We start from the raw sequence: 21,855 nt of genomic DNA, 5'->3' as shown, positions 1-21,855 counted from the left end.
TGTAAGACCGATGATGTCGTTGTAGAAGCTCTTTGGCTGGTAGTTGCTGAATGGGAGAGGATCTCCGCCGTTCTCGCTCTTTCTCCAGCTTCTCTCATCTGTTGTACCCCAGAGAGTTACGCATGAGATGTTCTTAGCGTGTTTCATAGCAACTTCAAATATCTGCTTATAAAGTGTACCCTGATTGCTCTGATTCTTTGTGATATCGAGCTCTGTGATCTGAACGTCAAGACCGAGTGACTCGAACTGCTTGACAGCTGTCTCGAACTCGCTTGCCGAAGGATAGCTTGCTGCAAGGTGAGCCTGCATACCGATACCGTCGATATAGTCGCCTTCCTTCATTACGTTCTTAGCCATATTAACGAGGTCGCTTGTCTTTTTGGACATATACTCGTTGTAGTCGTTGAGGTAAAGCTTTGTCTCGCTTGGAGCGTATTTTCTTGCATATTTGAATGCATTTATTACGAAATCGTAGTTGCCTGCGCCGTAAACGTCCTTCCACTTGGACCAGTTTCTCATTCCGCCGCCGTCGTTCTCAAAGAGCTCGTTACAAACGTCGTATGAGTGAACCTGGAGCTTAGGATAGTTGGACTTGAGCTGTGAGAATGTGTTCTTGATCATGCTCTCAAGTCTCTTGTTCATTCTGTCCTTTGATACGTAGCTTCCGTTCTCCTTAAAGAGCATTTCAGGAGTCTGGCTGTACCATACGAAGGTATGACCGCGAACGCCGATACCGTTCTGCTCAGCAAATTTAAGGATACTGTTTGCTGACTGGAGACTGATCTGTACCTCGTCGCCGTTTACGCCCTTAACGATAGAGTCGGGCTTCATCTCGTTCTCACAGGTAATTGAGTTGTAGTTCTTCTTGATGAACTGCTGTGCCTGTGCGTTGCCGATCTCGTAGCCGCTTACTGATGTACCGAGACGGAAATATGGTCCCATGTAGTCCTTGAAACCGTCGCCGCCCTTGTCGTATTTGTAATCAAGGTTCTGATGTGCGCGAACGTCTGTGTATGTCTTGTCTGTAGGAACGTAAATCTCAACATCCGAACCTGTTGTAGGATCTACTGTGCCCTGACCTGTTACAACAGAGGACTTTTTGCCCTTTTCAGAAGCCTGGACTGCGTCAACATAGAAAGCGCAGAGGTCGCCTGAGCTCTCCGGAGTTTCAATATAAAGAATAAGATCGCCTGAGTTATCGGGGATAGTGAACTCGGTATTTTCGAGCTTTGTCCACTCGCCGCTCTTTGCATCGCAGTCAGCTACCTTTGTATATGAAGCACCGTTGCCGTCGCCCTGCTGGAGAGACATCTGCATTGTTACGGTGCTGCCTGATTTCTGCATAACAGCAGCACTGAAGCTGTAGGTGTTTCCGGGAACGAATGCACTTGAATCCAGCGGGATAGCACAGCCGTTCCACTCTGCCTCTCTGCCTGATACATAGAGAGACTTGCTGCCGTCATAGTAGTTGGCAGAATCTGTATCAGCAGAAGCACTTCCTCTGCCTGACCAGTCGCCTGCACCGCTCTCGAAGTTGTTTGTGAAGTAATTGCCGTTTGCGTCAGCCTTTACAGTCTGAGTAGGTGTAGTAGTTGTTGTCTCACTTGAAGAAGAACTGCCGCTGCCGACAGTGATCTTCTTTACATTAGCAGAACCGTTTGAACGGTAGCCTTCGATATTGAGGGATACTTCATAGAGAGTACCTGACATATCCAGTCCCTTCTGGCTCCATGCGTCAAAGTGCTTGGATACATCAATAGTTCCCTGCATATAGTTTGTAGTGTTATTTCTTGAACCGCTTGTCTGACGGATGCTCCAGTACTGAGGGAATGTAGCAGTACCGTCAAGAGATGGCTGGTTATAGCGCATTGTCTTTGCAATGTCATAGGTGTTGCCGTTGAGGGTTACTGTGCCCTTGTTTTCAGCGCCGTTTCCGGGTGGACGCCAGTCGCCCCAGCCTTCTACGATATAGTACTCCATAAGAGGATTTCTTGTCCAGCCGTATACGCACATATACGAATTTCCTCTTGGGGTATACTCGACATCGTAGGTGAGAACTATATTGCCGAATGCCTTATAGTTCTTTTTCTGGCTGTCATAGTTCTTGCCCATACGAGCAAGGAAGTTTTCGATGTTGCTCCACGAGCAGGTAAATGAACCTGCGCCGGGATTCATGGAAACCTGTCCCTGACCGTTCTGATTCCACATCTCATAGTCGAATCCGCCGATGTTTCCGCGTGTCTGCTGATCAGCACCGTGAACAACGGCTGCGGGGATCGAAGGTACACTTGCTGCGACCATCATTGCTGTCAAGCCTGCACTGACGATCTTCTTGAATGTGCCTTTTTTCATGTAGATCATTCCTCACTTTCTAAACATGATTTTTGTTTTTTAGTTTCTTCCTTTTCTCAACTGAAGAAAAGCACATTGACTGATAAGCCGCTGTGTCCCATCTTTTCCCCAGCTTATACAACAATTTTATTACATTTTTATGAACAAAACAAGTCGTTTATTGTTATTTCAGCGATTGTTTGCTCACTTTTTGCTGTTTTTTAGTCATTTCGTATAGTAGTTTTTACGTAAAGTATTACTTCTTTGTATTTTACTGCCCATTTATATTATTTTGTCTACTTCGCATACATTTTATGAGGTAGCACAAATGCAACATTATTTGGATACTTCGGCGGAGTCTCTTACGGTACTGAACTGACTTTGTTTTGCATTATGTTGACAAACCGACCAATTTGTGCTATAATTTGTCCAGCGGAGATACCGCAAAATATTTTTAAGGAGTCAGTTGTTTGAAAAATAATAACAGAACTGAGATAGCAGCGTAAACGAGAGGTTTGCGACTACTTTCTCACACAGACCTCTCGTGTTTAGTCAGCAATTTCAGGAGGTAATAAAAAATGAATAAATTTGACTTTATCATTCGTAAGGAAACAGAAAATGATTACCGCGAGGTAGAGAATATTGCCCGTGAAGCATTCTGGAACCTGAGTATCCCGGGCTGCTTTGAGCATTACTTCATACATATCATGCGTGACCATGCAGACTTTGTACGTGAGCTTGACTATGTTGCAGAGCTGGACGGTAAAATATTGGGCAGCGTTATGTACTGCAAGGCTAAGCTAAGAGATGAGCAGGGCAATGAAAAGGATATCCTCACTATGGGACCTATCTGCGTTCTGCCTGAATATCAGCGCATGGGCGTTGGTAAGGCGCTGCTTGAGCATACCTTCGCAAAGGCATCGGAAATGGGATACGATGTTGTTATCAATTTCGGAAATCCCGATAATTACGTTGCAAGAGGCTATAAGAGCTGTCTGAAGTACAATGTATGCTTTGAGGGGGATTTCTTCCCGGCGGCGCTTCTTGTAAAGGAGCTGAAAGAGGGCGTTCTTGACGGCAGAAAGTGGCTCTATTATCCAAGTGATGTGGACAAGCCCTGCGACGACGAGAAAGCCGTTGCAGAGTTCGACAAGCTCTTTCCGCCGAAGGAAAAGGGCTGGCAGCCAAGTCAGGAGGAGTTCTTCATACACAGTCACTCTGTTATCCGACCATAAAAATGAGACCACCCGTTCGATACGGGTGGCCTTTATGTTATTCAGAGCTTTCAGCAATGTATTCTTTCACTTGACTGATGTGGTCATAACGAGTATAATATAAATGAAAGGGGAGCGGACCATGATAGACATAATGCACCTTGAAAAATACAAGGAAACTAATCGTATAGAAGCAAAAAAGGCTATCGGCGGACTTCCCGACAGCCTCTGGGAGACTTATTCCGCTTTTGCAAATACTCTCGGCGGCGTGATACTTCTCGGAGTCGAGGAACTGGAGGACAAGTCACTGAGACCTGTTGGTCTGCCCGACCCGGAGTGGCTTCTCAGTGATTTTTGGGAGATAATCAGCGATACGCGGAAGGTGAGCCGCAATATCCTTACTCACGATGATGTTCAGATAAAGCGCATAGACGGCAAGCATATCATAGTCGTAACTGTCCCGAGGATAAGAAAGGGCGAGGAACCCATTTATATCGGCGGAAGTATTTACACAGGCACATATAAGCGCAGCGGCGACGGCGACTATAAATGCTCGGTTGAGGAAGTAGCTGCAATGCTGAGGGAACTGAAAGAGTAGTTTTTGAATAAAACAAAAGGGACTGCAATAAACGCAGTCCCTTTTTCTTATTTAATATATTTTTACTGTTATTTACGGGACGTCGAGGACGCCGTCCCCTACATATAATCCCGTTTTATTAAGTGTACTACATAATTATGCATTATGCATTATGCATTGATTAATGCTTCGCATTTTCACACGATAATAGTATGGCGCGGTTTATTATCCCTCGCGGCAAAAACTATCCTTACGAATAAATCTGTGCGCGGAGAAGGGTGCGGAGGCTCTCCGCTTAAGCCATACCGGCTGTGATGATAGCCATTTTGTAAACTTCGTCAGCGTTGCAGCCTCTTGAAAGGTCGTTGATAGGAGCGTTAAGTCCCTGAAGGATAGGACCGTAAGCCTCATAGCCGCCAAGTCTCTGAGCTATCTTGTAGCCGATGTTGCCAGCCTCGATAAGTGGGAAGATGAAGGTGTTAGCCTGTCCTGCAACCTTTGAGTCAGGGCACTTTGTCTTAGCGACCTCTGCTGAAACAGCAGCGTCGAACTGGAACTCACCGTCGATAACGAGGTTCGGGTCGATGTTTCTTGCCTCGATAACAGCGTCGTGGCTGAGCTGAACTGTGCCGCCCTTGCCTGAGCCGTATGTAGAGAAGCTGAGAACAGCTACCTTAGGGTCAATGCCGAAGAAATCAGCTGTCTTTGCAGTCTCAACAGCAACCTCTGCAAGCTGTCTTGCAGCTGAGAGAACCACATTGCCGTCCTTGTCGAGTCTGTCTGTGTAGCCGAGATTGATAGCGCAGTCGCCCATAGCTATCTTTTCTTCCTTGCCGTCCTTTTCACGGAAAAGAATGAATGATGAGCTTACGAGGTTAGAGCCCTTCTTGGTCTTGATTATCTGGAGAGCAGGTCTTACTGTATCAGCTGTGGAGTATGTTGCACCGCCGAGGAGAGCGTCTGCCTTGCCGGCCTTAACGAGCATAGTTCCGAAGTAGTTGGACTTTGAGAGAGCAGCACGGCACTCCTCCTCAGTCATCTTGCCCTTTCTGAGCTCGACCATCTGGGCAACGAGAGCGTCCATTTCGGGGTATGTAGCAGGGTCGAGTATCTCAGCGCTGTCGATATTGAAGCCGCCGTTCTTAGCAGCAGCCTTTACCTCGTCAACGTTGCCGCAGAGGATAACGCCCATGAGGTTTTCCTTGATAAGTCTGTCAGCTGCGGAGAGGATACGTGGGTCGCTGCCCTCAGTGAAGACGATGGTTTTCTTGCTGGATTTAAGATTTGCTATAAGCTTGTCGAACATTCCCATTTTGAGAGACCTCCATTGGATTTAAATTTTACCTTACTATTATATCACAGTTGTTTGTCAAAGTCAAATATTAATTATATGTGATGACACCCCTAAAAACATTAAAAAATGTTATTTTATAATTATCTTCTTGAAAACGTCTTCAATATTCTCTTTTGCACCGTCAAAATGCGGCCATGCGTTGATATTATCACCGCTTTTTCGAGGTATAACATGGATATGGAAGTGCTGTATTGACTGTCCTGCGCTCTCACCGCTGGCATTGAGGAGATTAACTCCCTCGAAGCCGCAGTTCTCAACAAGATGACAGGATACTTTCTTTACGGCGGATATAAGCTGTGAAAGAGTATCATTATCGCAGTCAAGGATATTATGGGCGTGAGCTTTGGGGATAACAAGAATATGACCGTCAACGTCCTTTGCCGTATCCATAAAGGCAATAGTGTGTTCGTCCTCATAGACAGTCATTGACGGTATGGTGTGGTCAGCAATTTTACAAAAAAAACAGTCGTTCATTGTTTTATCCTTTCTGAAAATATGATATAGAGCTGTTTATACTCCGTATTTGGTCTTGATACGTGAGAGCTTTTCGCCCAATGGCTTTGCAAGCAGGAACAGGAACAGCACGTTAGACACCGCATATGACAGTGTATAGGGTATCGCCGAGATAAGAGCCGCGGCATAGAGCTTCACGCTGAAACCCTCGTTGTACCACAGAACTGTCCATATATCCATGAAAAATGAGTATCCCAGACCTGCCATAGCTCCGTAGATAAGCAGTAATACGCGGCTTTTCAGCAGGGGCTTTGAGAGCATACCTGCCAACAGTCCGATAAGTCCCCATGCAAGCATCTGAAATGCAGTCCACGGTCCCTGTCCGAAGTAGAAGTTGGAGAGAACTGCCGAAAGTGAGCCCACAAGAAAGCCAGCCTCGCCGCCCAGATACAGGGCTGTGATGACAGTGAGAGCCGCTATGGGTTTCAGAAAGGGGATAAATCGTCCTGCAAAGCAAAGAGCCGTCATAACAGCAACTATGACCATGCGCCGTGTGCCTGTGGACTTTTTCTCGAATCCTGCCTCAAACAGCACCAGAGACAGCAGGGCTACGGCAAGGGCGATGAGAATATGCCTTTTTTCGTCGAAAAACAGCGCTCCTGCAATGGCTATCGCAGGAATTATCACAAACGGAACTGCTATTCTCACGACGTTTCGGAGCTTCTCGTTTCGTATCAGGAGCATGGCTTATCCTTTCTGCCGTTTCGTAAGCAGAGCTCCACCGCGTCGGCAACGGTGACGGCATTGTCGAAATATCCCCGTGTCATGCGGCTCACGGCTGTTGTGTAGAAGTTGTTTTTGCTGAAAAACTCATTGGGTGTACCTGCCGAGACTATCCTGCCGCCGAAAAACATAGCACACCTGTCCGCACATAATGCCGCAAATTCCACATCATGAGTGACAATGACCACTGTCACGCCTTTTTCTTTCAGCGAGCGGAAAATCTCTATAATGCGCAGCTTAGCTCCTGCGTCCAGACCTTTTGTCGGCTCATCAAGAAGGAGCAGTCTCGGCTTTGAAGACATGACCTTAGCCAGCGCAGCAAGCTGCTGCTCTCCCCCCGAAAGGTCGTAGGGGTGCTTATCCATGAGATGCGAAATATCATAGGGGAGCATCGATACATCGGCATGACATTCTTCAAGCTCCTGACGCACGGTGCTTTTGAGAAATACCGTCTGAACGTCCTGTGGCAGCATTGCAAGGCACTCGCGGTAGAGTGAGCGATTTTTATAGTCTTTCAGCCTTTTCCCGAATACCTTTATCCTGCCGCTGTAGGGTTTGAGAAGTCCTGCTGCCGCTGAAAGTGCGGTGGTCTTTCCCGAGCCGTTTCCGCCAAGTATACAGAATATTTCCTTTTCGTATACCTTAAAGCTGAGTCCGCTGAGAATATCCCTGCTGTCCCGTGTATACCGGAAGCAGACCTCGCTGAACTCCATAGCCGCTGAGTCCGGGTGCTCATACGCAGCCTGCGGCAGTCCGCGAGGAGTGTTTCCGAAGCTGCTCTCAATGAAACTGCGCCCCTCGCGGACTGTAAGCGGACAGCTGCCGCTGCCGCTGAGCTCGGCGTAAAGCCGAGCAGCCGCAGGCATACCGCAGATAATATCGGGACAGCCCTTTAGTGTCGAGATGACCTCTGAGGGCTTGCCGTCGGCAATAAGCTGACCTTTGTCCATAACGAGAAGTCTGTCACACAGGGGCACAACGTCCTCAAGGCGATGTTCAGCCATTATTATCGTAATAGAAAGGTCACTGCAAAGACGTCTGAGAGTTGTGATAAAGTCCACAGCGGCAATGGGGTCAAGCTGAGCAGTGGGCTCATCGAGTATCAGCAGCTCTGGCTGCATTACAAGTATAGAAGCAAGGTTCAGAAGCTGTTTCTGACCGCCGGAAAGCTCCGCAGTGTCCCTGCCGTACCAGTCACCGATACCGAAATAGCTTGCCATTTCAGCTATTCTCCGTGATATTTCATCAGGAGCTGTGCCGAGGTTCTCAAGTCCGAAAGCCAGCTCATGCCACACCTTGTCGGTAACTGTCTGCTGTTCGGGCTTCTGCATAACGAAGCCTATAGCGGAGGCAGACCTTTTTGCAGGCATTTCAGAGAGCTCCGCACCGCCGAAACAGACTGAGCCCTTTTTATCGCCGAGGGGAGTAAGCTCTTTTTTCAGCATACGCAGCAGAGTTGATTTGCCGCTGCCTGTAGCTCCGCATAATACAGCGAACTCGCCCCGTTCAAGGGAAAAGGATATGTCTCTGACAGCAGGCTCTGTGCACTGCGGATATGTAAAGGTCAGACCGCTGACCGCAAGTATTTCCATTTAAGGCTCACCACCAATTCAAGGATAATGGGCATGAGTATCATGAGCCCATATGAGATAAGTCCGAAAACTCCCAGTTTATCGGGAGCTTTAGCCATTATGGACGGGTAGAATCCAAAGCTGAGGGACTTAGCTCCGATAGCTGCACAGGTAATGCCCAGCAGCCCTGTCGTGACCAGCAGAAAAATAATATCCGCCCCTGTGAAGCGGAATCGCCTCATCTGAGTGCGCCTTCCGCAGCCGAAGCCTCTCGCCTCCATGCTGTCGGCAGTTATGATACCGTTTTCCAGCGCCCACGTTACCATTATTGAGAACACCCTCGACTTTCCCTTTATATCGTCTATTATATTGTCGTCCTTGTATAGTCCCATTGCCGTCTGTGCAGCGTTTATCTTCGCGGATTGTCTGCCGAACATGGGGACGAACCTCAGAGCCATTGACAGTACAAGTGACAGCTTCGGGGAGAGAGCTCCTGTGATATAAAGGAGCTTCTCGCTTGTCATTATCTGAGTGAATGAGCGAAGCCAGTACAGCACCCCGATTATCATAGCTGCCGAATTTAAGCCGTACAGCGTGGCTTCAAGAGTTACGGGATTGTGATTCATAACAAAGAGCACGGTCTTTCCATTATGGGATACAAGTGGGTTGGCAAGGGCGAGTATCAGGAACAGTATCAGGAAGAAAAGGTGAGTTTTTATGTGTGAAAGCCTGTTTCTCATAAGGAAGAATGAAACAGCTCCCACCAGAGACAGCGCCATGAGCAGGGGATAGCTGCAAAACATAGCTATGCCAGTCGCGCTCAGGAACCATACTGCTATGACTATGGGGTTATATTCGGAAAAGCTTCTCATTTTTCATATACCTCGTTAATGTCGTGACCTGTCTCGCAGGTGTAGAGCCATTCTATCCTGTCACCGTCAGAGAGCTCATATTCGCCGCAGCCCCGTGAGGGCGTAACTCCGTTCACATGATATACCCAGCCCGATAAGTCGCCGAAATCATACTCATAGATGTAATTTATGCCTGCTATATAGACCATGCCGTGAGCGCCGCCTGCACTGCCTCTGTTTTCCACCTGTATGCCGTAGGTCTGTGCAGCCTCGGTGAGTATGTCAAAGACTGTCTCGCCGCTTTCAAAGTCAAAAGCCGTAGGCGGCAGGATAACGCCGTCCGCAGGGATATACCCGGAATCTGACCTCCCTGCGATAGTGTCACAGCGTATCTCCATAGTTACCGTACCTGCGATGTTCTTTTTTACCTTTTTGCTGCCGCTGTAATAGTCCTCGGCTGACTGAATATCGAGCAGAAGCACAACAGCTATGGCTGCACCTGCAATTATAAGGATAAACAGGTAATTCTTGATGTTTCTTTTGCCTGTGATAAAGACAACAAGGGAGATCACTCCTGCTGATACCATAATGATCAGGATAATAAATGGCTTGTGAGCTTTGCCTTTTGGAGCTTCACCTATCCGCGAAGCCGCTGTTGTTGAAGTGATACTTTCTCCCGAAGTGGATATTGTTCCCGAACCGTCAGCGGCAGAAGTGCCTGTTTTAGCAGTTACTGTAAGGGTTGCAGCTGTTTTCGCCGCAGAAGCTGCAGTTGTTTTTGATGCAGTGGTCACAGCTATGGAAGAAGCCGTAGTCTGAGGCTGTTTTTCGGACTCATGCTGTCCGCTGTCAGCTCCCTCGTTGAGAGCTTCGGGAAGTCTGCGGTTATCCAGCACAAGAAGGGGAGACTTGCCCTCTGTCATACGCCGGAATGCTATCAGGGAGTAAAAAGCCTGAACCGTAGCCGTAGGATTGCTCTCGCCGCCCTTAGTGTGACAGAAGCTGCCGTCATCAAGCCGATACTCGGCTATGCCGTCGATGAGGTCATGACCGTCCTTGATGAATCGTTCATCGTATCTGCAATCTATATTCAGCGCCGATAATGCCGTCAGGACCTGCGATGGGCTCTCGGGATTGGGAGTTCCGAAGCTCTCATAGCCGCCGTTTGGCTTCTGCTTTGCGGATAGGAAATCCATAGCTCTGTCCACAGCCGAAGAAACATCACCTCTGCCGATATGGGGCGCAAGAGCCTGCACTGTCATGGCTGTGACGTCAATATCACCGTGTTCTCCGAACAGAGCCCAGCCTCCGTCGCCGTACTGCATTGTCAGTATAGAATCCACCACAGAATCCGCAGTAAATTTTGAACAGGTGTAGCCGTTGTTAAGCACATGAAGTCCGTATATCCAGCTCATCATGCCCTGCTCGCCGATTGAGCTGTCAAGAATATCGGTTATATAGCTGTTCTCACTTCCTGCCGCCGCCAGTCCGAGGGCGTATTTCTCGCGTGAAGTCGCTGAGAGTACGTTACTGCTTGAAAGATAGTTTGAGAGAGAACGCTCATAGGCAGAAAGGTCGGTATATCCGTACTGACTGAGTGCAAGGGCATACCAGTCGGAAGTGGTGCCGGCACCCTCTGCTATTTCGCCGCTGAGCCATTCATCTATGCTGCCTGCGCCGCAATGACTTAGTTTATAATCAACGATACCGCCGATAAGGTCACTGACCTCTTCGGCGGTATGCTCGCTGCACTGAGCTTCCACAGGGACACAGCACAGTGATAATACTAATGAAAGTACAATGCACAGGAAGCCTGTGAGTACCTTATTCCTCATTCTTTCTTCTCAGAGCAAAGGCTGTAGCAGCAGCGCCCGCAAGTCCGAATACAGCCAGACCTGCACCCTTGACACCTGTCTTTGGAGAGTTTGATCTTGCTGCTGTGGTAGTCTTTGCAGTTGTCTTTGAAGTTGTTGCAGTTGTCGTAGTTGTAGTGGCAGCAGTTGTTGTTGTTGTTGTTGTTGTTGTTGCTTCGGTCAAGGTGGTTGTTACAGCAGACTCACCGTTTACATTTACTATGTAAACAGGGGGAACTATATTTACGCTTGAGCCGACAGCACTGATAATGTTTTTGCCGCTCTCAGTGAGCTTTATTGTGGCTTTTCCCTCAGAATCGGTCTTGTACTCGGTTTCCTTGCCGTTTACAGTGATCGAAGCCCCTTCGAGAGCCTTTGATTTAGGTGCATAGTTCTCATCGAAATATACATATGAAAGTGTCAATGTGACCTCGGAATCAGCGCCCTTTTCGCCGCCGTCCTTAGCATCGAAATAACTGTAGTTATAGTTATAGTCCTTTGGATCGGGATAAACGAAAGCCTGCAGCTGGTCGTTGTTTTTCACTTCATCTGTAAGTCCCATAGCCATATTGTCATTTACATAGTAGCCATAGCTGCCGCCGTTCTCAACGCCCCAGAGCTTGTCAAGACCGAGTCCCCACTGTCCTGCAGAGGACTTATAGCCTGCTGCTGCGCCGCCTTCATATTTATTCTCATGAGCGATATAGAGCGCATCGTTGACAGTGAGCTTGCCGTCACTGTCAATATCGGTAACGGTGACAGGCTCCTGAACGAGTACGAGGTCCTTTTTGTCGTCGGTAATTGTAACATATACCTTAGTTTCGTCAGCAGCGAATGAAGTCATACAGACAGCTGAACATGAAATAAGCAGAGCAGCTGCCATTGCGATTGTCTTTTTCATAAAAAGCAACTCCTTATTATAATGTGCAGGACAATAAAAAAAGCCTTTCCGCAGTGCGAAAAGCGCAGCAAAAAAGCTCCACAGAAAGCCTGTAAAGAGTTTTTCAGGCATCGTTTTTCACTGTCCAAAAACGTGTATTACCCATTGTCTGACGAGCGATCCGACTATACGGCAGTGACTGCTGCGACGGATTTTCACCGTACTTCCCTCAGTTTCAGACAAAAGTATTATATCACAAAAGCATTAAAAAAGCAAGAGGCGCTGAGAAAAAGTTAATTTATTATTAATATTGTAGGGGAGGAATGATTGATGTGCAAATATGTAAAAAATAAAATTATATCTCAGCTCTTGCAATGAGGAGAAATATGTGGTAAAATATTATACGTGATATGTCCCAATAGCTCAGTAGGATAGAGCGACTGCCTCCTAAGCAGTAGGCCGGAGGTTCGACTCCTCTTTGGGACGCTGAAAGCTCTCCGATCATGGTCGGGGAGCTGTTTTTTTACTCTGAATATTTATTTTTTCCAAAAAGCCTTGACTTTTTCCGTTTATAGGTATATAATTTATAGCGCTGAATAAAGGCGTTTACGGTTGAAACAGAGATAAAATGGAGAAGATTATGGAAGATTTTGAAATTTTTCTGAGCAGACTTGCCTCTGAGGAAAAGCTCTATGAGGAGACTGCAAAAAAGCTTGGCGCTGCGGATATAACGGACAGATATACACTTTCGGGAGCTATTGCACAAAAGGGGGCTCCTGCATCATACAAGGTCTATATTTCCGATGAAGATATAGATAATTCTGCAATTGACGATATAAAGTCGGCATTTACAGATGCTGCCGAGGAAAATCCTGAGATCAGCGTTGAGTTTATTTCCGACGAGTTCCTCAACCTCATCGACGATAAGGCAAGGATCACAGCGGAAAGCAAGCCGAGGACCCTTGTCCACAGGGACGGCGATCTTCACCCGACAGTACATATCTGGATGATAAAGCGCCGTGACGGCGGTATATTTGTGCTTTTACAGAAGCGCTCCCATGAAAAGGACATCAATCCCGACTGCTATGATGTTTCTGCGGCAGGTCATGTTTCACAGGGGGAGGAGTTCCGTCATACTGCTCTTAAAGAGGTCCGCGAGGAGCTGGGGCTTGATATTGACAGAAGCCAGCTTGAATTCATAGGACTTAAAAAGGCAGAGTTCAAAAAGGACGGCATAGATGATAACGAGCTTGTGGCAGTATATATCTGCCGTGAGCATATCGAGATAGAAGACCTTACTCTCCAGTCATCTGAGGTATCTGAGGTTTGCTGGGCTGAGATAGATGAGCTTCTCTCGGTAATGAAGTATGAGGATATTCCTAATTGCATCTCACTTGACGAGCTTGACATGATAAAAAAAGCAGTATTCTGATCTTAATGCTTATAATGAAAAAAGGCGTGATTGCTCACGCCTTTTGTTTTTATTCAGCTGTTGCTGCTGCACCGCCGCCGTCAGCAGGTGGAGTTACAGGAGTTTCAGTGCCTGTGCCTGAACCGCCGCCCTCGGGTGGAGTTACAGGAGTTTCAGTGCCTGTGCCGGTGCCGCCGCCCTCAGGTGGAGTTACAGGAGTTTCGGTGCCTGTGCCTGTTCCGCCGTTGGGATCAATGGTAGGGACTTCTCCGTTCGGATATGTGGTAAGCTCACCTGTGCCGCCTGTATAGCCGCTTACAACAGATGTTGTAGTGGTGGGGGTATAAGTGTTGAGCTGACCTGAGAAATTTCCGGAGGGTATCTTCTGTCCCTTGAAGAAGCCGTTTCCGGAGGTAAAAGTTATAGTATATTCGGATTTTTTTACTCTTGTAACTGTAGTTGTACGCCTGGTCTTTGAGGTTACGATATCATTTGTGGCAGTAGTAGATACAGCGGCAGCAGGACCTGTTCCCTGCGGTTCCTGCTTGTAAATGCTCTCACGTCCGAAGCTTGATATCATTTTTTCTGACGGAGTAATTGGAAACATTACGAAAAAAGTAAGAATAACAGCTGTAAGTGCAATAAAACAGCCGCACGAAACGAGGGTTATCTTGGTGGATCTTTTCAGATTGCTGAAAAAGCCGTTTCCTCTGCTCATGTAATAAACACTCTCCTGTACATAAATATGTATTTATTATACTACTGATGTCGTAAAAAGTCAAGCTATCGTATGAGTGTTTGTGTGAAAGTATGATGAAAAATGCTTGATTTTCTTTGCTTTTGATGATCGGGATTGACAATTCCACGGCAGAATGCTATAATTACTTAAATTAATAAAAACTTCACAGGAAAGGAACAATTATGATAGTACAGATACACGACAAACCTCAGAAAAAAGCCATATCACGCAATATCCTTGAAGCGTTGAAGGAATGGTTCGAGGTTGACGGATCAAGAGAGCGGTATATTGAGGAAAGTGCTGACATGATATTTTTTGCAGCTGAGGAGAATGGTGAATATACAGGCTTTCTCTGCCTTAAAGAGACTGGCAATGCTACGGTAGAGCTTGCCGTTATGGGAGTCCTCAAGCCATATCACCGCAAAGGTATAGGACGTGAGCTTGTGGAATGTGCTAAAGAAGCAGCAAAATTTCTGGGATATTCATTCATGCAGGTAAAAACCGTTCAAATGGGAAAATACGAAGATTATGACAGAACTAATCTGTTTTATATCGGCTGCGGCTTCAAGGAATTCGAGGTATTTCCCGATTTATGGGACGAAGCAAATCCCTGCCAGATATACGTGATGTCCCTTTGAAATGATGAATGATACAAAAACAGCCTTCCACTGTGGGAAGGCTGTATTTTTTTATTTCTTTTTCAGTTTAGCCATTTTGTATACAAACAGCTCTAATGAGATAAGTGCGATCACAGCCGCACCTGCGATAAGCCCTACCTTGAGCAGTCCGCTGCTGTTCTTGTCATCTTCGTCATCATCGTCGTCTCTGCTTGCCTTTGTGGTCTTTGCAGTAGTTTTCTCGGTCTTTGTTTTCTTGGATTTTGTAGTGGTCGCTTCTTCCTTGTCGGACTTTTTGCCGTTAGTATGAGCTGTAACAACGATACCCTCGTCAGTCGCCTCCTGAGCTGTGAAGCCTGCCAGCCATGCAAGTGAAGCGTTCCAGTTGATAGTACACTCGTTTACAGACCATGCTTCGATATTGTCAAGATAGCATTTCTGAGGCGGTATCTCACCCTTTTTCCAGCCTGAGCCCTGTACCCACGGATCCTGCATACCCGAGTTCGGACCGCCGCACATAACGCCGTTCGGTGCCTTAGGGAAGGCCTCGTCGATCTGCCTTGCCCAGTAGCGGTGGTGAGGATATTCTATGGCATGAGTGCCGTAGCCTGTAACGTATGAGTAATCCATAGCATTTCTGCCGAGGATATAGTCCATTCCGCCGATAGCACCGTCAAGGTAGATGTCGTCATCTGTGAGGAGATAAGCATAAGCCATAACAATAGCGTTATCTGTTACAAAAGAGTTTGAGCCCCAGATATAGCCCTCGTCGCTGTCGTTGTAGCTGAGAGTGCTCTGCCCGTAGGGAACACCGTAGCCCTGATTTTCTTCAAGAGAGATAAAGCTGTCAGCCGCGGAAACGATAGCTTCCTGTATTATCTCAGCGTCGCCCTTGTCGAATTTATCGGTATTGAGAGCCGCACTCAGGGTAGCGAGACCGCCTGTGTTGCCCCAGTCGAAGCTTCCAACTGTATCAACGCTTTCGCCTCCGCCCAGAGACTGCGGCATATCAAGAAAGAATTTATTCTCCGCAGCTTCGTCGTAATAGTCCTCGTCGCCTGTTGTGATGAACAGCTCCAGAGCTGCCCAGCAGAATTCGTCCTCGACATCTGTATCGCCGTAGGCACCGCCTCCTACGGATTCATCAAGAGGCGCGTACATATCGGGGTGCTTTTTGGCAGCCTCGAATGCGTTCTTTGCAGCTTCCAGACACTGTTCAGCAAAACCACTGTCGTGGTCCTTCCAAAGACGAGCAGCCTGAGCTCCGCAGGCAGCCAGATTGAGAGTAGCCGCAGTCGTCGGAGGCTTTACGATACGCTTCATATCATCGTCAGCAGGAGCGATGCCGAGTGCTGTCCACTTCTCGTCATGAGCCTTGTGGTAAGCCATACCCTTGTATTCGCCGCTTTCGACTATCATTTTCAGCATCCATTCCATTTCCCAGCGAGCTTCGTCGAGAAGGTCGGGAGTGCCGTTTGTATTTTCGGGAAGGAGCATCGTACCGTCGCCGTAAACATTTTCAAAGCCGTATTTTAACGCTGTTTCATACTGGTTCTGCATGAGCCAGAGGGAGAATCCGCCGTTTACAACGTATTTGCCGTGGTCGCCTGCATCGTACCAGCCGCCTGTAACGTCTATGGAGCCGCTGCTGCCGCTGTATCCCCATGTCTGCTCTATTTCAGCCATATCCTTTGGGTGACCTGCTGCACGTGCGAGCTCAGAGGTCTCGCCCGAGGAAATGAAATCGCTCTCTATCTCGATACCGCTTCTGTTCTGATAGAAGTAGTTCAGAGAATCGTAAAGCAGGCTGGAATACTTATCAGAGCCGCATATTTCAAAGTCACGGCTTTCAGAACCGTCTTCAGATTCGATATGATATGTACCCTCTTTGTCAAGGTCGGTGAAGTCAATGATATGAACTTCATCGTCTGAGTCCTTATCGTGTCCGAATGGAGTGCTTTTGCCTTCGTACACGGTCTTGCCGGATTCATCTATTACCTCGAAATCAACAGGCTTTGATGAATCGCTGAGAAGAGTAGCTCTCTTAGCTCTTTGGGGGAAGTAGCATACCTGATTGGTGAGTATCCCTGCACGCTCCCAGACCTCAGCCTCTGGGTAGTCGTTTTCGTCGCTTGTAAGGTCGACGAGTGACATATTATCGAATTTTATCTCTGTGCCTACAGGGAAGCAGTCGCCGTTTGTGTACTGACCGTCGCCGCCTAAGTGGAAAGCCCATTCCGCAACTTCAAGCGATTTGTCGGCTGTAAATGTTACATCGACCTTTTTTGTCTCGTTTTTGCTTATCTGGATGCAGTCCCATGTGCTGTTGAAATCAGGTCCGCCGTCAGCCGTCATGTTATGCCATATTTCCACATCGCCGTCGAGGTTGCCTATTTTTGTGTAATACTTTCCGCTCTCTGAGGGGGTTATCTCGTAGGAGACCTTATACTTGTGTCCCGAAACTATCCTGAGCCCTCTGTGTCTGAACTGACAGTCCCAGCGATCCTCGCCGCCTCTTGAAGCTCCGCCCGGGTTGACAATAGTCACGGTGTACGCGCCCTTGTCGATCTTGAAGTCCATTTCTCCGGGAGCAGACTCTACAATGTGCCACGGGAGTCCGACTTCGCTTTCAAAGTCTGTCTGTCCAAGCTGCTGACCTGCATTCGCGTTGAGGGGAGCGAACTGAGTTGCAGCAGGACATAATGCGCCTGCCGCAACGACAACAGCAGCAAGAGCCGAAACAGCTCCGGAAGCATTGTTTTTTTTCTTTTTCATGCTTTAAACCTCCGTTTTCTGCAATTTTTCCACTATATACTTTAATACTTTTTATATTTGTTGTAAAGCACAGCAATAGAAAATTTACAAATTATCCCTACAAAACGGCATTTTGCTCATATTCATAGCCTGTGCTGAAAATATTTCGGCTATTTAGACTATTTCCGCAAAATATGCCCGAAATGTCCTAATTCAGCAATTTGTGGACTTGATTTATTTTTTTAGTTGTGATATAATTAAATTCGTGTGGATTATCTGTGATTACTTTTTTAATAGGAGTTATGGTATGAGCCATATTTTTTACATTATGGGCAAGAGCTCTTCGGGAAAGGATACCATTTACAGCCGTATCCTCGAAGATTCAGAGCTTATCCCCATTGTTCTCTACACTACCCGTCCCATTCGTGCAGGTGAGCGCGAGGGCGTTGAATATCACTTCGTTGATGATGAACGCTTCAACGCCATGAGGGACAGTGGTGAGGTAATAGAATGGCGTACATATGATACAAAATGCGGTAAATGGACATATTATACCGCAAAAGACAGTATCAGCACCGACAGGGGGGACCGGATCGGTATCGGTACGCTGGAATCTTACCTGAAAATAAGAGAATGCCTCGGTGCTGAGGTATTGGTGCCTGTTTACATTGAAGTTGACGACGATATAAGATTTCTCAGGGCAGTGGAAAGAGAAAAAAAGCAGTCAGCCCCGAAGTATGCTGAGCTGTGCCGGCGGTTTCTTGCTGATAACGAGGATTTTTCCGATAAAAAGCTCAGTGAGGCAGGGGTAACACATCGTTTTTCTAACAACGGCAGCCTTGATGAGTGCCTGTCGGCTGTAAAAAAATATATATCTGATTTTTGTAATTGATCTATGTGGTTTCCGCTGTAAGCGGAATTAGGGAGGTTTATTGTGAGTTCGGAAATTAATTACTGCGAGTGCGCCAAGAGAACTATGATAATAGGCGGCGGCGTAGCCTGTGAAATGCTTCTCAAGGAGATATTCAACGCTCAGAAGTCGCCGTATACCGATGATAAGTATTCGGCTCAGTTCAATCCTGTGTGCATTATCGACAACGATTTCAAAAAGGTCGGAAAGGAGATAATGGGGGTCAAGGTCGTTGGACGAGAAGATGATATCGTAAAATACGCTAAGGAGTTGGAGATAGAGCAGCTTATTCTTGCTATCCCGTCACTTACTTCTGATGAACGCAAAGCTGTCATTGACATATGCAACGAGACTAAGCTGCCCCTCAAGATAGTTCCTTTCATAGGTACTCTTATCCTTGATGATTCGGCAACTCTGCTTGGTCAGGTACACGATATAAAGGTGGAGGAGCTCCTCGGACGCGATCCTATCAAGTTCGATAATAAGGATATAAGAAATTTCATCAGCGGCAAAAGATGTATGGTAACAGGCGGCGGCGGAAGCATCGGCTCAGAGCTTGTCCGTCAGATAGCTAAATATAACCCTGATCAGATAATTATCGTTGATATTTACGAGAATAATGCCTACGAGATACAGCAGGAGCTTGTTATGGAGTACGGTGAAAATCTCCGCCTTGTGACTCTTATAGCTTCTGTTCGTGATTATTACCGTATGAACCAGATATTTGAGAAGTACAAGCCTGAGATAGTTTTCCATGCCGCTGCACATAAGCACGTACCGCTTATGGAGGCTTCTCCCATGGAGGCTATCAAGAATAATGTCATAGGAACATTCAATGTGGCTACTCTTGCGCAGTATCATGATGTAAAGAAGTTCGTTATGATATCTACAGATAAGGCTGTAAACCCCACTAATGCTATGGGCGCTTCAAAGCGCTGCTGTGAGATGATAGTTCAGTATCTTTCTCAGCAGCATGAGGGTACAACTGAGTTCGTAACTACCCGTTTCGGAAATGTACTCGGCTCAAACGGTTCTGTTATCCCTCTTTTCAAGAAGCAGATAGAGCAGGGCAAGCCAGTAACTGTTACACATGAGGACATTATACGCTATTTTATGACTATCCCCGAGGCTGTAAGCCTTGTTATGGAGGCTGCTGCAATTGCTCACGGCGGCGAGATATTCGTTCTTGATATGGGACAGCCTGTAAAGATAGTTACTCTTGCCGAGAATCTTATCAGAATGTACGGCAAGGTGCCTTATAAAGATGTTCCTATCGTATTTACAGGGCTCCGCCCCGGCGAGAAGATAAAGGAAGAGCTGCTTATGGACGAGGAGGGGCTGCAAAAGACCTCAAATAAGCTCATTTTCATAGGCAAGCAGATAGATATCGACGAGGAGCATTTTGCTTCACGTCTTAAAAAGCTCAGAGATGCTGCACAGCTTAATGATGAAGATGTAGCAATAACTGCTCTTCACGAAATGGTGCCTACATTCATTACTCCCGAGGAGTTCAACAGAAGGCAGAGAGAAAAGAGCAAAGTAACCGAATAATGATATAAATGCATCGGAGTTTGTGCTTCGGTGCATTTTTACGTTGTAATTATTGTAAAATTTTTTGCGTATCTTGTATATGATAAGCGGCGGCAGCCCCAGTCTTTTTCGCGTAAAAAGTATTGCAGAGCAGAAAAATTTATGCCGCGCAGCTTGCTATTCCGAAGCATATATGTTATAATTATTTATGATTAATCATTTTTTTCTGGAGATGATGATATTTTGACATCTTTTTACAGCCTTACTGAAGAGGCTTCGGATATAATTACTGCGGAGGCTTCGGCTGACACAACAAATGAGGTCATCGGAAGTATTCAGGAATCCGTAGAAAAGACCTCGGGACTTTTCAATGACGGACTTGGCTATATACAGAAGGTACTACCTACTGTAATAATAGCTCTTGTTATTCTTATAGTGGGCATACTTATCTCAAAGCTCATTGCAAAGATAGTGGGCAAGGCAGTCTCAAAATCTAATGTAAACGGTGCGGCTAAAAGCTTTCTTGTATCGCTGATAAAGATAATTCTCTATATTGCAGTCATAATCATGGCACTGTCGGTGCTGAACGTTCCTATGTCATCAATTATAACCATACTTGGTGCAGCAGGTCTTGCTATCAGCCTTGCGCTGCAAAGCTGTCTTTCAAATCTCAGCGGCGGTTTTATCATACTTTTTACTAAGCCTTTCGTTGCAGGCGACATCATAGAGCTTGAAGAATCAGTCGGAACAGTCCGTGACATCGGGATATTTTACACTAAGATAGTAACGTTTGACAACAAGACGATATTTATACCAAACGGCAAGGTGACTGACGCCAAGATAATCAATTACACCGAGACTCCCACAAGACGTATTGATCTTACATTCGATATAAGCTACAGTGCTGATTTCAGCAAGGCACATGATCTGATCCTTGATATTATATCGAATGAGAAGCTGATACTAAAAACTCCCGAGCCGATAGTTCGCATGAGCGGTCATAATAACAGCTCGATCTCCATTGATGTTCTCGTCTGGGTAAACAATGCAGATTATCTCACAGAGCGATACAATATGAATGAGGCAGTGAAGGCTGCCTTTGATGAGAACGGCATTGAGATACCGTTCCCACAGCTGGATATTCACGTAAAGGATAAGAACTAATGGCTGAAAACAAGCAGAAAAAAGCTTCTGCAAAAAAAGCAGAGAAAAAATCTCATTTATGGCTGTGGATACTGATATTGCTCGGAATATGGTGGCTGAATAATTTCACGCTGAAAAATACAGAGACCTCCATTACCTCCGAAAAAGTCAGCAGCAAGGTCAGATTTGCGGTCATCAGTGACCAGCACGCCACAAAGCACGGCATAAAGAATGATACCATTGTGCAGAGTATTAAAGACGCTTCACCTGACATTGTTTTTATGCTTGGTGATATGTATACCAGAAAAAGTGAGTGGGAGCTGATACAGAAGCCCATAGATCTTACCAGAGACTTAGTGTCAGCAGGCTATCCCGTGTACTGCGTTACAGGTGAGCACGATACCGACGAGCGGTATATTTCCGAGCTCGGTAAGGCAGGAGCCCATGTTCTCAGCTATGATGAGGAGACGGTTGATGTCAATGGCAGCAGACTCCATATAATGGGGATCGATAATGTGTATTACAGTCCGACATTTGACCTGAATACAGCTTTTTCTCTTGACGACAGCAGTTATAATATTCTGCTTGCACATATCCCGAATTATGAAAAATTTGCAGAATTCGGCGCAGACCTTACGCTTTGCGGAGATACACACGGCGAAATGGCGCAGCTGCCTTTCGGCGGAGGTCCGCTGTATTGTTCGGATAAAAAGCTTTGGCTGCCGAAGCTTCTCCACAAGAAAGAGAAAATATATGACAAGGGTTTCTTTGACTATGAGGGCGGAACGATGTTCATTACCTCGGGTATAGGAGTCTATCCTGCACCTGTGCGTTTCAACAACCGTCCCGAAGTAGTCATTATGGATATAAGACCAAAGGGGTGA

At 46.6% G+C, this 21,855-nt stretch carries 18 protein-coding genes, 1 tRNA gene and 1 riboswitch; of the genes, 9 read left to right on the top strand and 10 right to left on the bottom strand.

Features of this window, described 5'->3' with window-relative positions; translation table 11 throughout:
• Positions 1–2,352 (bottom strand): endo-1,4-beta-xylanase (locus K5677_RS12725; protein ID WP_296728673.1); only part of this gene is annotated, 2,352 nt, incomplete at its 3' end.
• Between the two features lie 557 nt (positions 2,353–2,909).
• Here K5677_RS12725 and K5677_RS12720 point away from each other — a divergent pair.
• A complete protein-coding gene (locus tag K5677_RS12720; RefSeq protein ID WP_296728671.1) occupies positions 2,910–3,566 on the top strand; it encodes an N-acetyltransferase in 657 nt (218 codons plus the stop codon).
• A gap of 121 nt (positions 3,567–3,687) precedes the next feature.
• On the top strand, positions 3,688–4,143 hold the full coding sequence (locus K5677_RS12715; RefSeq protein ID WP_296728668.1) for an ATP-binding protein: 456 nt from the start codon (positions 3,688–3,690) through the stop codon (positions 4,141–4,143).
• A gap of 274 nt (positions 4,144–4,417) precedes the next feature.
• On the opposite strand, the gene pta is transcribed toward K5677_RS12715, so the two are convergent.
• From pta to K5677_RS12680, 7 genes are all read right to left on the bottom strand, one after another.
• Positions 4,418–5,434: a phosphate acetyltransferase gene (gene pta, locus K5677_RS12710; protein WP_296728665.1), complete on the bottom strand. Its 1,017-nt coding sequence runs from the start codon at positions 5,432–5,434 to the stop codon at positions 4,418–4,420.
• 111 nt (positions 5,435–5,545) lie between these two features.
• Positions 5,546–5,950, bottom strand: a complete 405-nt coding sequence (locus K5677_RS12705) for an HIT domain-containing protein (protein ID WP_296728662.1) — start codon at positions 5,948–5,950, stop codon at positions 5,546–5,548.
• Positions 5,951–5,986: 36 nt separating this feature from the next.
• Positions 5,987–6,673, bottom strand: a complete 687-nt coding sequence (locus K5677_RS12700; protein WP_296728659.1) for an ECF transporter S component — start codon at positions 6,671–6,673, stop codon at positions 5,987–5,989.
• On the bottom strand, positions 6,664–8,304 hold the full coding sequence (locus K5677_RS12695) for an ABC transporter ATP-binding protein (protein WP_296728656.1): 1,641 nt from the start codon (positions 8,302–8,304) through the stop codon (positions 6,664–6,666). The genes K5677_RS12700 and K5677_RS12695 overlap by 10 nt, the downstream gene beginning before the upstream one ends.
• Positions 8,277–9,155, bottom strand: coding sequence for an energy-coupling factor transporter transmembrane component T (locus tag K5677_RS12690; protein ID WP_296728654.1), 879 nt, complete (start codon positions 9,153–9,155; stop codon positions 8,277–8,279). Before K5677_RS12690 ends, K5677_RS12695 begins: the two co-directional genes overlap by 28 nt.
• Positions 9,152–10,969, bottom strand: coding sequence for a DUF4430 domain-containing protein (locus K5677_RS12685; protein ID WP_296728652.1), 1,818 nt, complete (start codon positions 10,967–10,969; stop codon positions 9,152–9,154). Before K5677_RS12685 ends, K5677_RS12690 begins: the two co-directional genes overlap by 4 nt.
• A complete protein-coding gene (locus tag K5677_RS12680) occupies positions 10,959–11,888 on the bottom strand; it encodes an NPXTG-anchored protein (RefSeq protein ID WP_296728651.1) in 930 nt (309 codons plus the stop codon). Before K5677_RS12680 ends, K5677_RS12685 begins: the two co-directional genes overlap by 11 nt.
• Positions 11,889–12,001: 113 nt before the next feature.
• Positions 12,002–12,109: riboswitch (adenosylcobalamin-variant (AdoCbl-variant) riboswitch) on the bottom strand.
• Between the two features lie 170 nt (positions 12,110–12,279).
• Here K5677_RS12680 and K5677_RS12675 point away from each other — a divergent pair.
• Both K5677_RS12675 and K5677_RS12670 read left to right on the top strand, forming a co-directional pair.
• Positions 12,280–12,353 (top strand) — tRNA-Arg (locus tag K5677_RS12675).
• 154 nt (positions 12,354–12,507) lie between these two features.
• Positions 12,508–13,299: an NUDIX domain-containing protein gene (locus K5677_RS12670; RefSeq protein WP_296728650.1), complete on the top strand. Its 792-nt coding sequence runs from the start codon at positions 12,508–12,510 to the stop codon at positions 13,297–13,299.
• A gap of 49 nt (positions 13,300–13,348) precedes the next feature.
• Here the strand turns inward: K5677_RS12670 and K5677_RS12665 are convergent, their stop codons facing one another.
• On the bottom strand, positions 13,349–13,996 hold the full coding sequence (locus tag K5677_RS12665) for a hypothetical protein (RefSeq protein WP_296728648.1): 648 nt from the start codon (positions 13,994–13,996) through the stop codon (positions 13,349–13,351).
• Positions 13,997–14,199: 203 nt separating this feature from the next.
• Here K5677_RS12665 and K5677_RS12660 point away from each other — a divergent pair, with 203 nt between their 5' ends.
• Positions 14,200–14,655: a GNAT family N-acetyltransferase gene (locus K5677_RS12660; protein WP_296728646.1), complete on the top strand. Its 456-nt coding sequence runs from the start codon at positions 14,200–14,202 to the stop codon at positions 14,653–14,655.
• Positions 14,656–14,706: 51 nt separating this feature from the next.
• Here the strand turns inward: K5677_RS12660 and K5677_RS12655 are convergent, their stop codons facing one another.
• Positions 14,707–17,409 carry a glycoside hydrolase family 9 protein gene (locus K5677_RS12655; RefSeq protein WP_296728644.1) on the bottom strand — a complete coding sequence of 901 codons (2,703 nt, stop codon included), beginning with the start codon at positions 17,407–17,409 and terminating at the stop codon, positions 14,707–14,709.
• Between the two features lie 286 nt (positions 17,410–17,695).
• On the opposite strand from K5677_RS12655, the gene K5677_RS12650 reads away from it, so the two are divergent.
• The 4 genes from K5677_RS12650 (at position 17,696) to K5677_RS12635 (ending at position 21,855) form a co-directional block, all read left to right on the top strand.
• Entirely contained in the window at positions 17,696–18,280 is a 585-nt protein-coding gene (locus tag K5677_RS12650) for a guanylate kinase (protein ID WP_296728643.1), read from the top strand.
• 42 nt (positions 18,281–18,322) lie between these two features.
• Positions 18,323–19,849, top strand: coding sequence for a nucleoside-diphosphate sugar epimerase/dehydratase (locus K5677_RS12645; RefSeq protein WP_296728640.1), 1,527 nt, complete (start codon positions 18,323–18,325; stop codon positions 19,847–19,849).
• Positions 19,850–20,071: 222 nt separating this feature from the next.
• Positions 20,072–20,992, top strand: coding sequence for a mechanosensitive ion channel domain-containing protein (locus tag K5677_RS12640; protein ID WP_296728638.1), 921 nt, complete (start codon positions 20,072–20,074; stop codon positions 20,990–20,992).
• On the top strand, positions 20,992–21,855 hold the full coding sequence (locus K5677_RS12635; RefSeq protein ID WP_296728635.1) for a metallophosphoesterase: 864 nt from the start codon (positions 20,992–20,994) through the stop codon (positions 21,853–21,855). Before K5677_RS12640 ends, K5677_RS12635 begins: the two co-directional genes overlap by 1 nt.

Source organism: Ruminococcus sp. (assembly GCF_024684275.1).
The sequence above is the reverse complement of the archived record's forward strand: the minus strand, read 5'-3'. Positions and strand labels throughout refer to the sequence as shown.

Excerpts from the sequence above, each read along its gene's own strand:
- K5677_RS12695 (WP_296728656.1), bottom strand. The coding sequence starts at position 8,304 with ATGGAAATACTTGCGGTCAGCGGTCTGACCTTTACATATCCGCAGTGC.
- K5677_RS12680 (WP_296728651.1), bottom strand. The coding sequence starts at position 11,888 with ATGAAAAAGACAATCGCAATGGCAGCTGCTCTGCTTATTTCATGTTCA.
- K5677_RS12685 (WP_296728652.1), bottom strand. The coding sequence starts at position 10,969 with ATGAGGAATAAGGTACTCACAGGCTTCCTGTGCATTGTACTTTCATTA.
- K5677_RS12670 (WP_296728650.1), top strand. The coding sequence starts at position 12,508 with ATGGAAGATTTTGAAATTTTTCTGAGCAGACTTGCCTCTGAGGAAAAG.
- K5677_RS12705 (WP_296728662.1), bottom strand. The coding sequence starts at position 5,950 with ATGAACGACTGTTTTTTTTGTAAAATTGCTGACCACACCATACCGTCA.
- K5677_RS12655 (WP_296728644.1), bottom strand. The coding sequence starts at position 17,409 with ATGAAAAAGAAAAAAAACAATGCTTCCGGAGCTGTTTCGGCTCTTGCT.
- K5677_RS12660 (WP_296728646.1), top strand. The coding sequence starts at position 14,200 with ATGATAGTACAGATACACGACAAACCTCAGAAAAAAGCCATATCACGC.
- K5677_RS12665 (WP_296728648.1), bottom strand. The coding sequence starts at position 13,996 with ATGAGCAGAGGAAACGGCTTTTTCAGCAATCTGAAAAGATCCACCAAG.
- K5677_RS12650 (WP_296728643.1), top strand. The coding sequence starts at position 17,696 with ATGAGCCATATTTTTTACATTATGGGCAAGAGCTCTTCGGGAAAGGAT.
- K5677_RS12635 (WP_296728635.1), top strand. The coding sequence starts at position 20,992 with ATGGCTGAAAACAAGCAGAAAAAAGCTTCTGCAAAAAAAGCAGAGAAA.
- K5677_RS12690 (WP_296728654.1), bottom strand. The coding sequence starts at position 9,155 with ATGAGAAGCTTTTCCGAATATAACCCCATAGTCATAGCAGTATGGTTC.
- K5677_RS12715 (WP_296728668.1), top strand. The coding sequence starts at position 3,688 with ATGATAGACATAATGCACCTTGAAAAATACAAGGAAACTAATCGTATA.
- K5677_RS12720 (WP_296728671.1), top strand. The coding sequence starts at position 2,910 with ATGAATAAATTTGACTTTATCATTCGTAAGGAAACAGAAAATGATTAC.
- pta (WP_296728665.1), bottom strand. The coding sequence starts at position 5,434 with ATGGGAATGTTCGACAAGCTTATAGCAAATCTTAAATCCAGCAAGAAA.
- K5677_RS12700 (WP_296728659.1), bottom strand. The coding sequence starts at position 6,673 with ATGCTCCTGATACGAAACGAGAAGCTCCGAAACGTCGTGAGAATAGCA.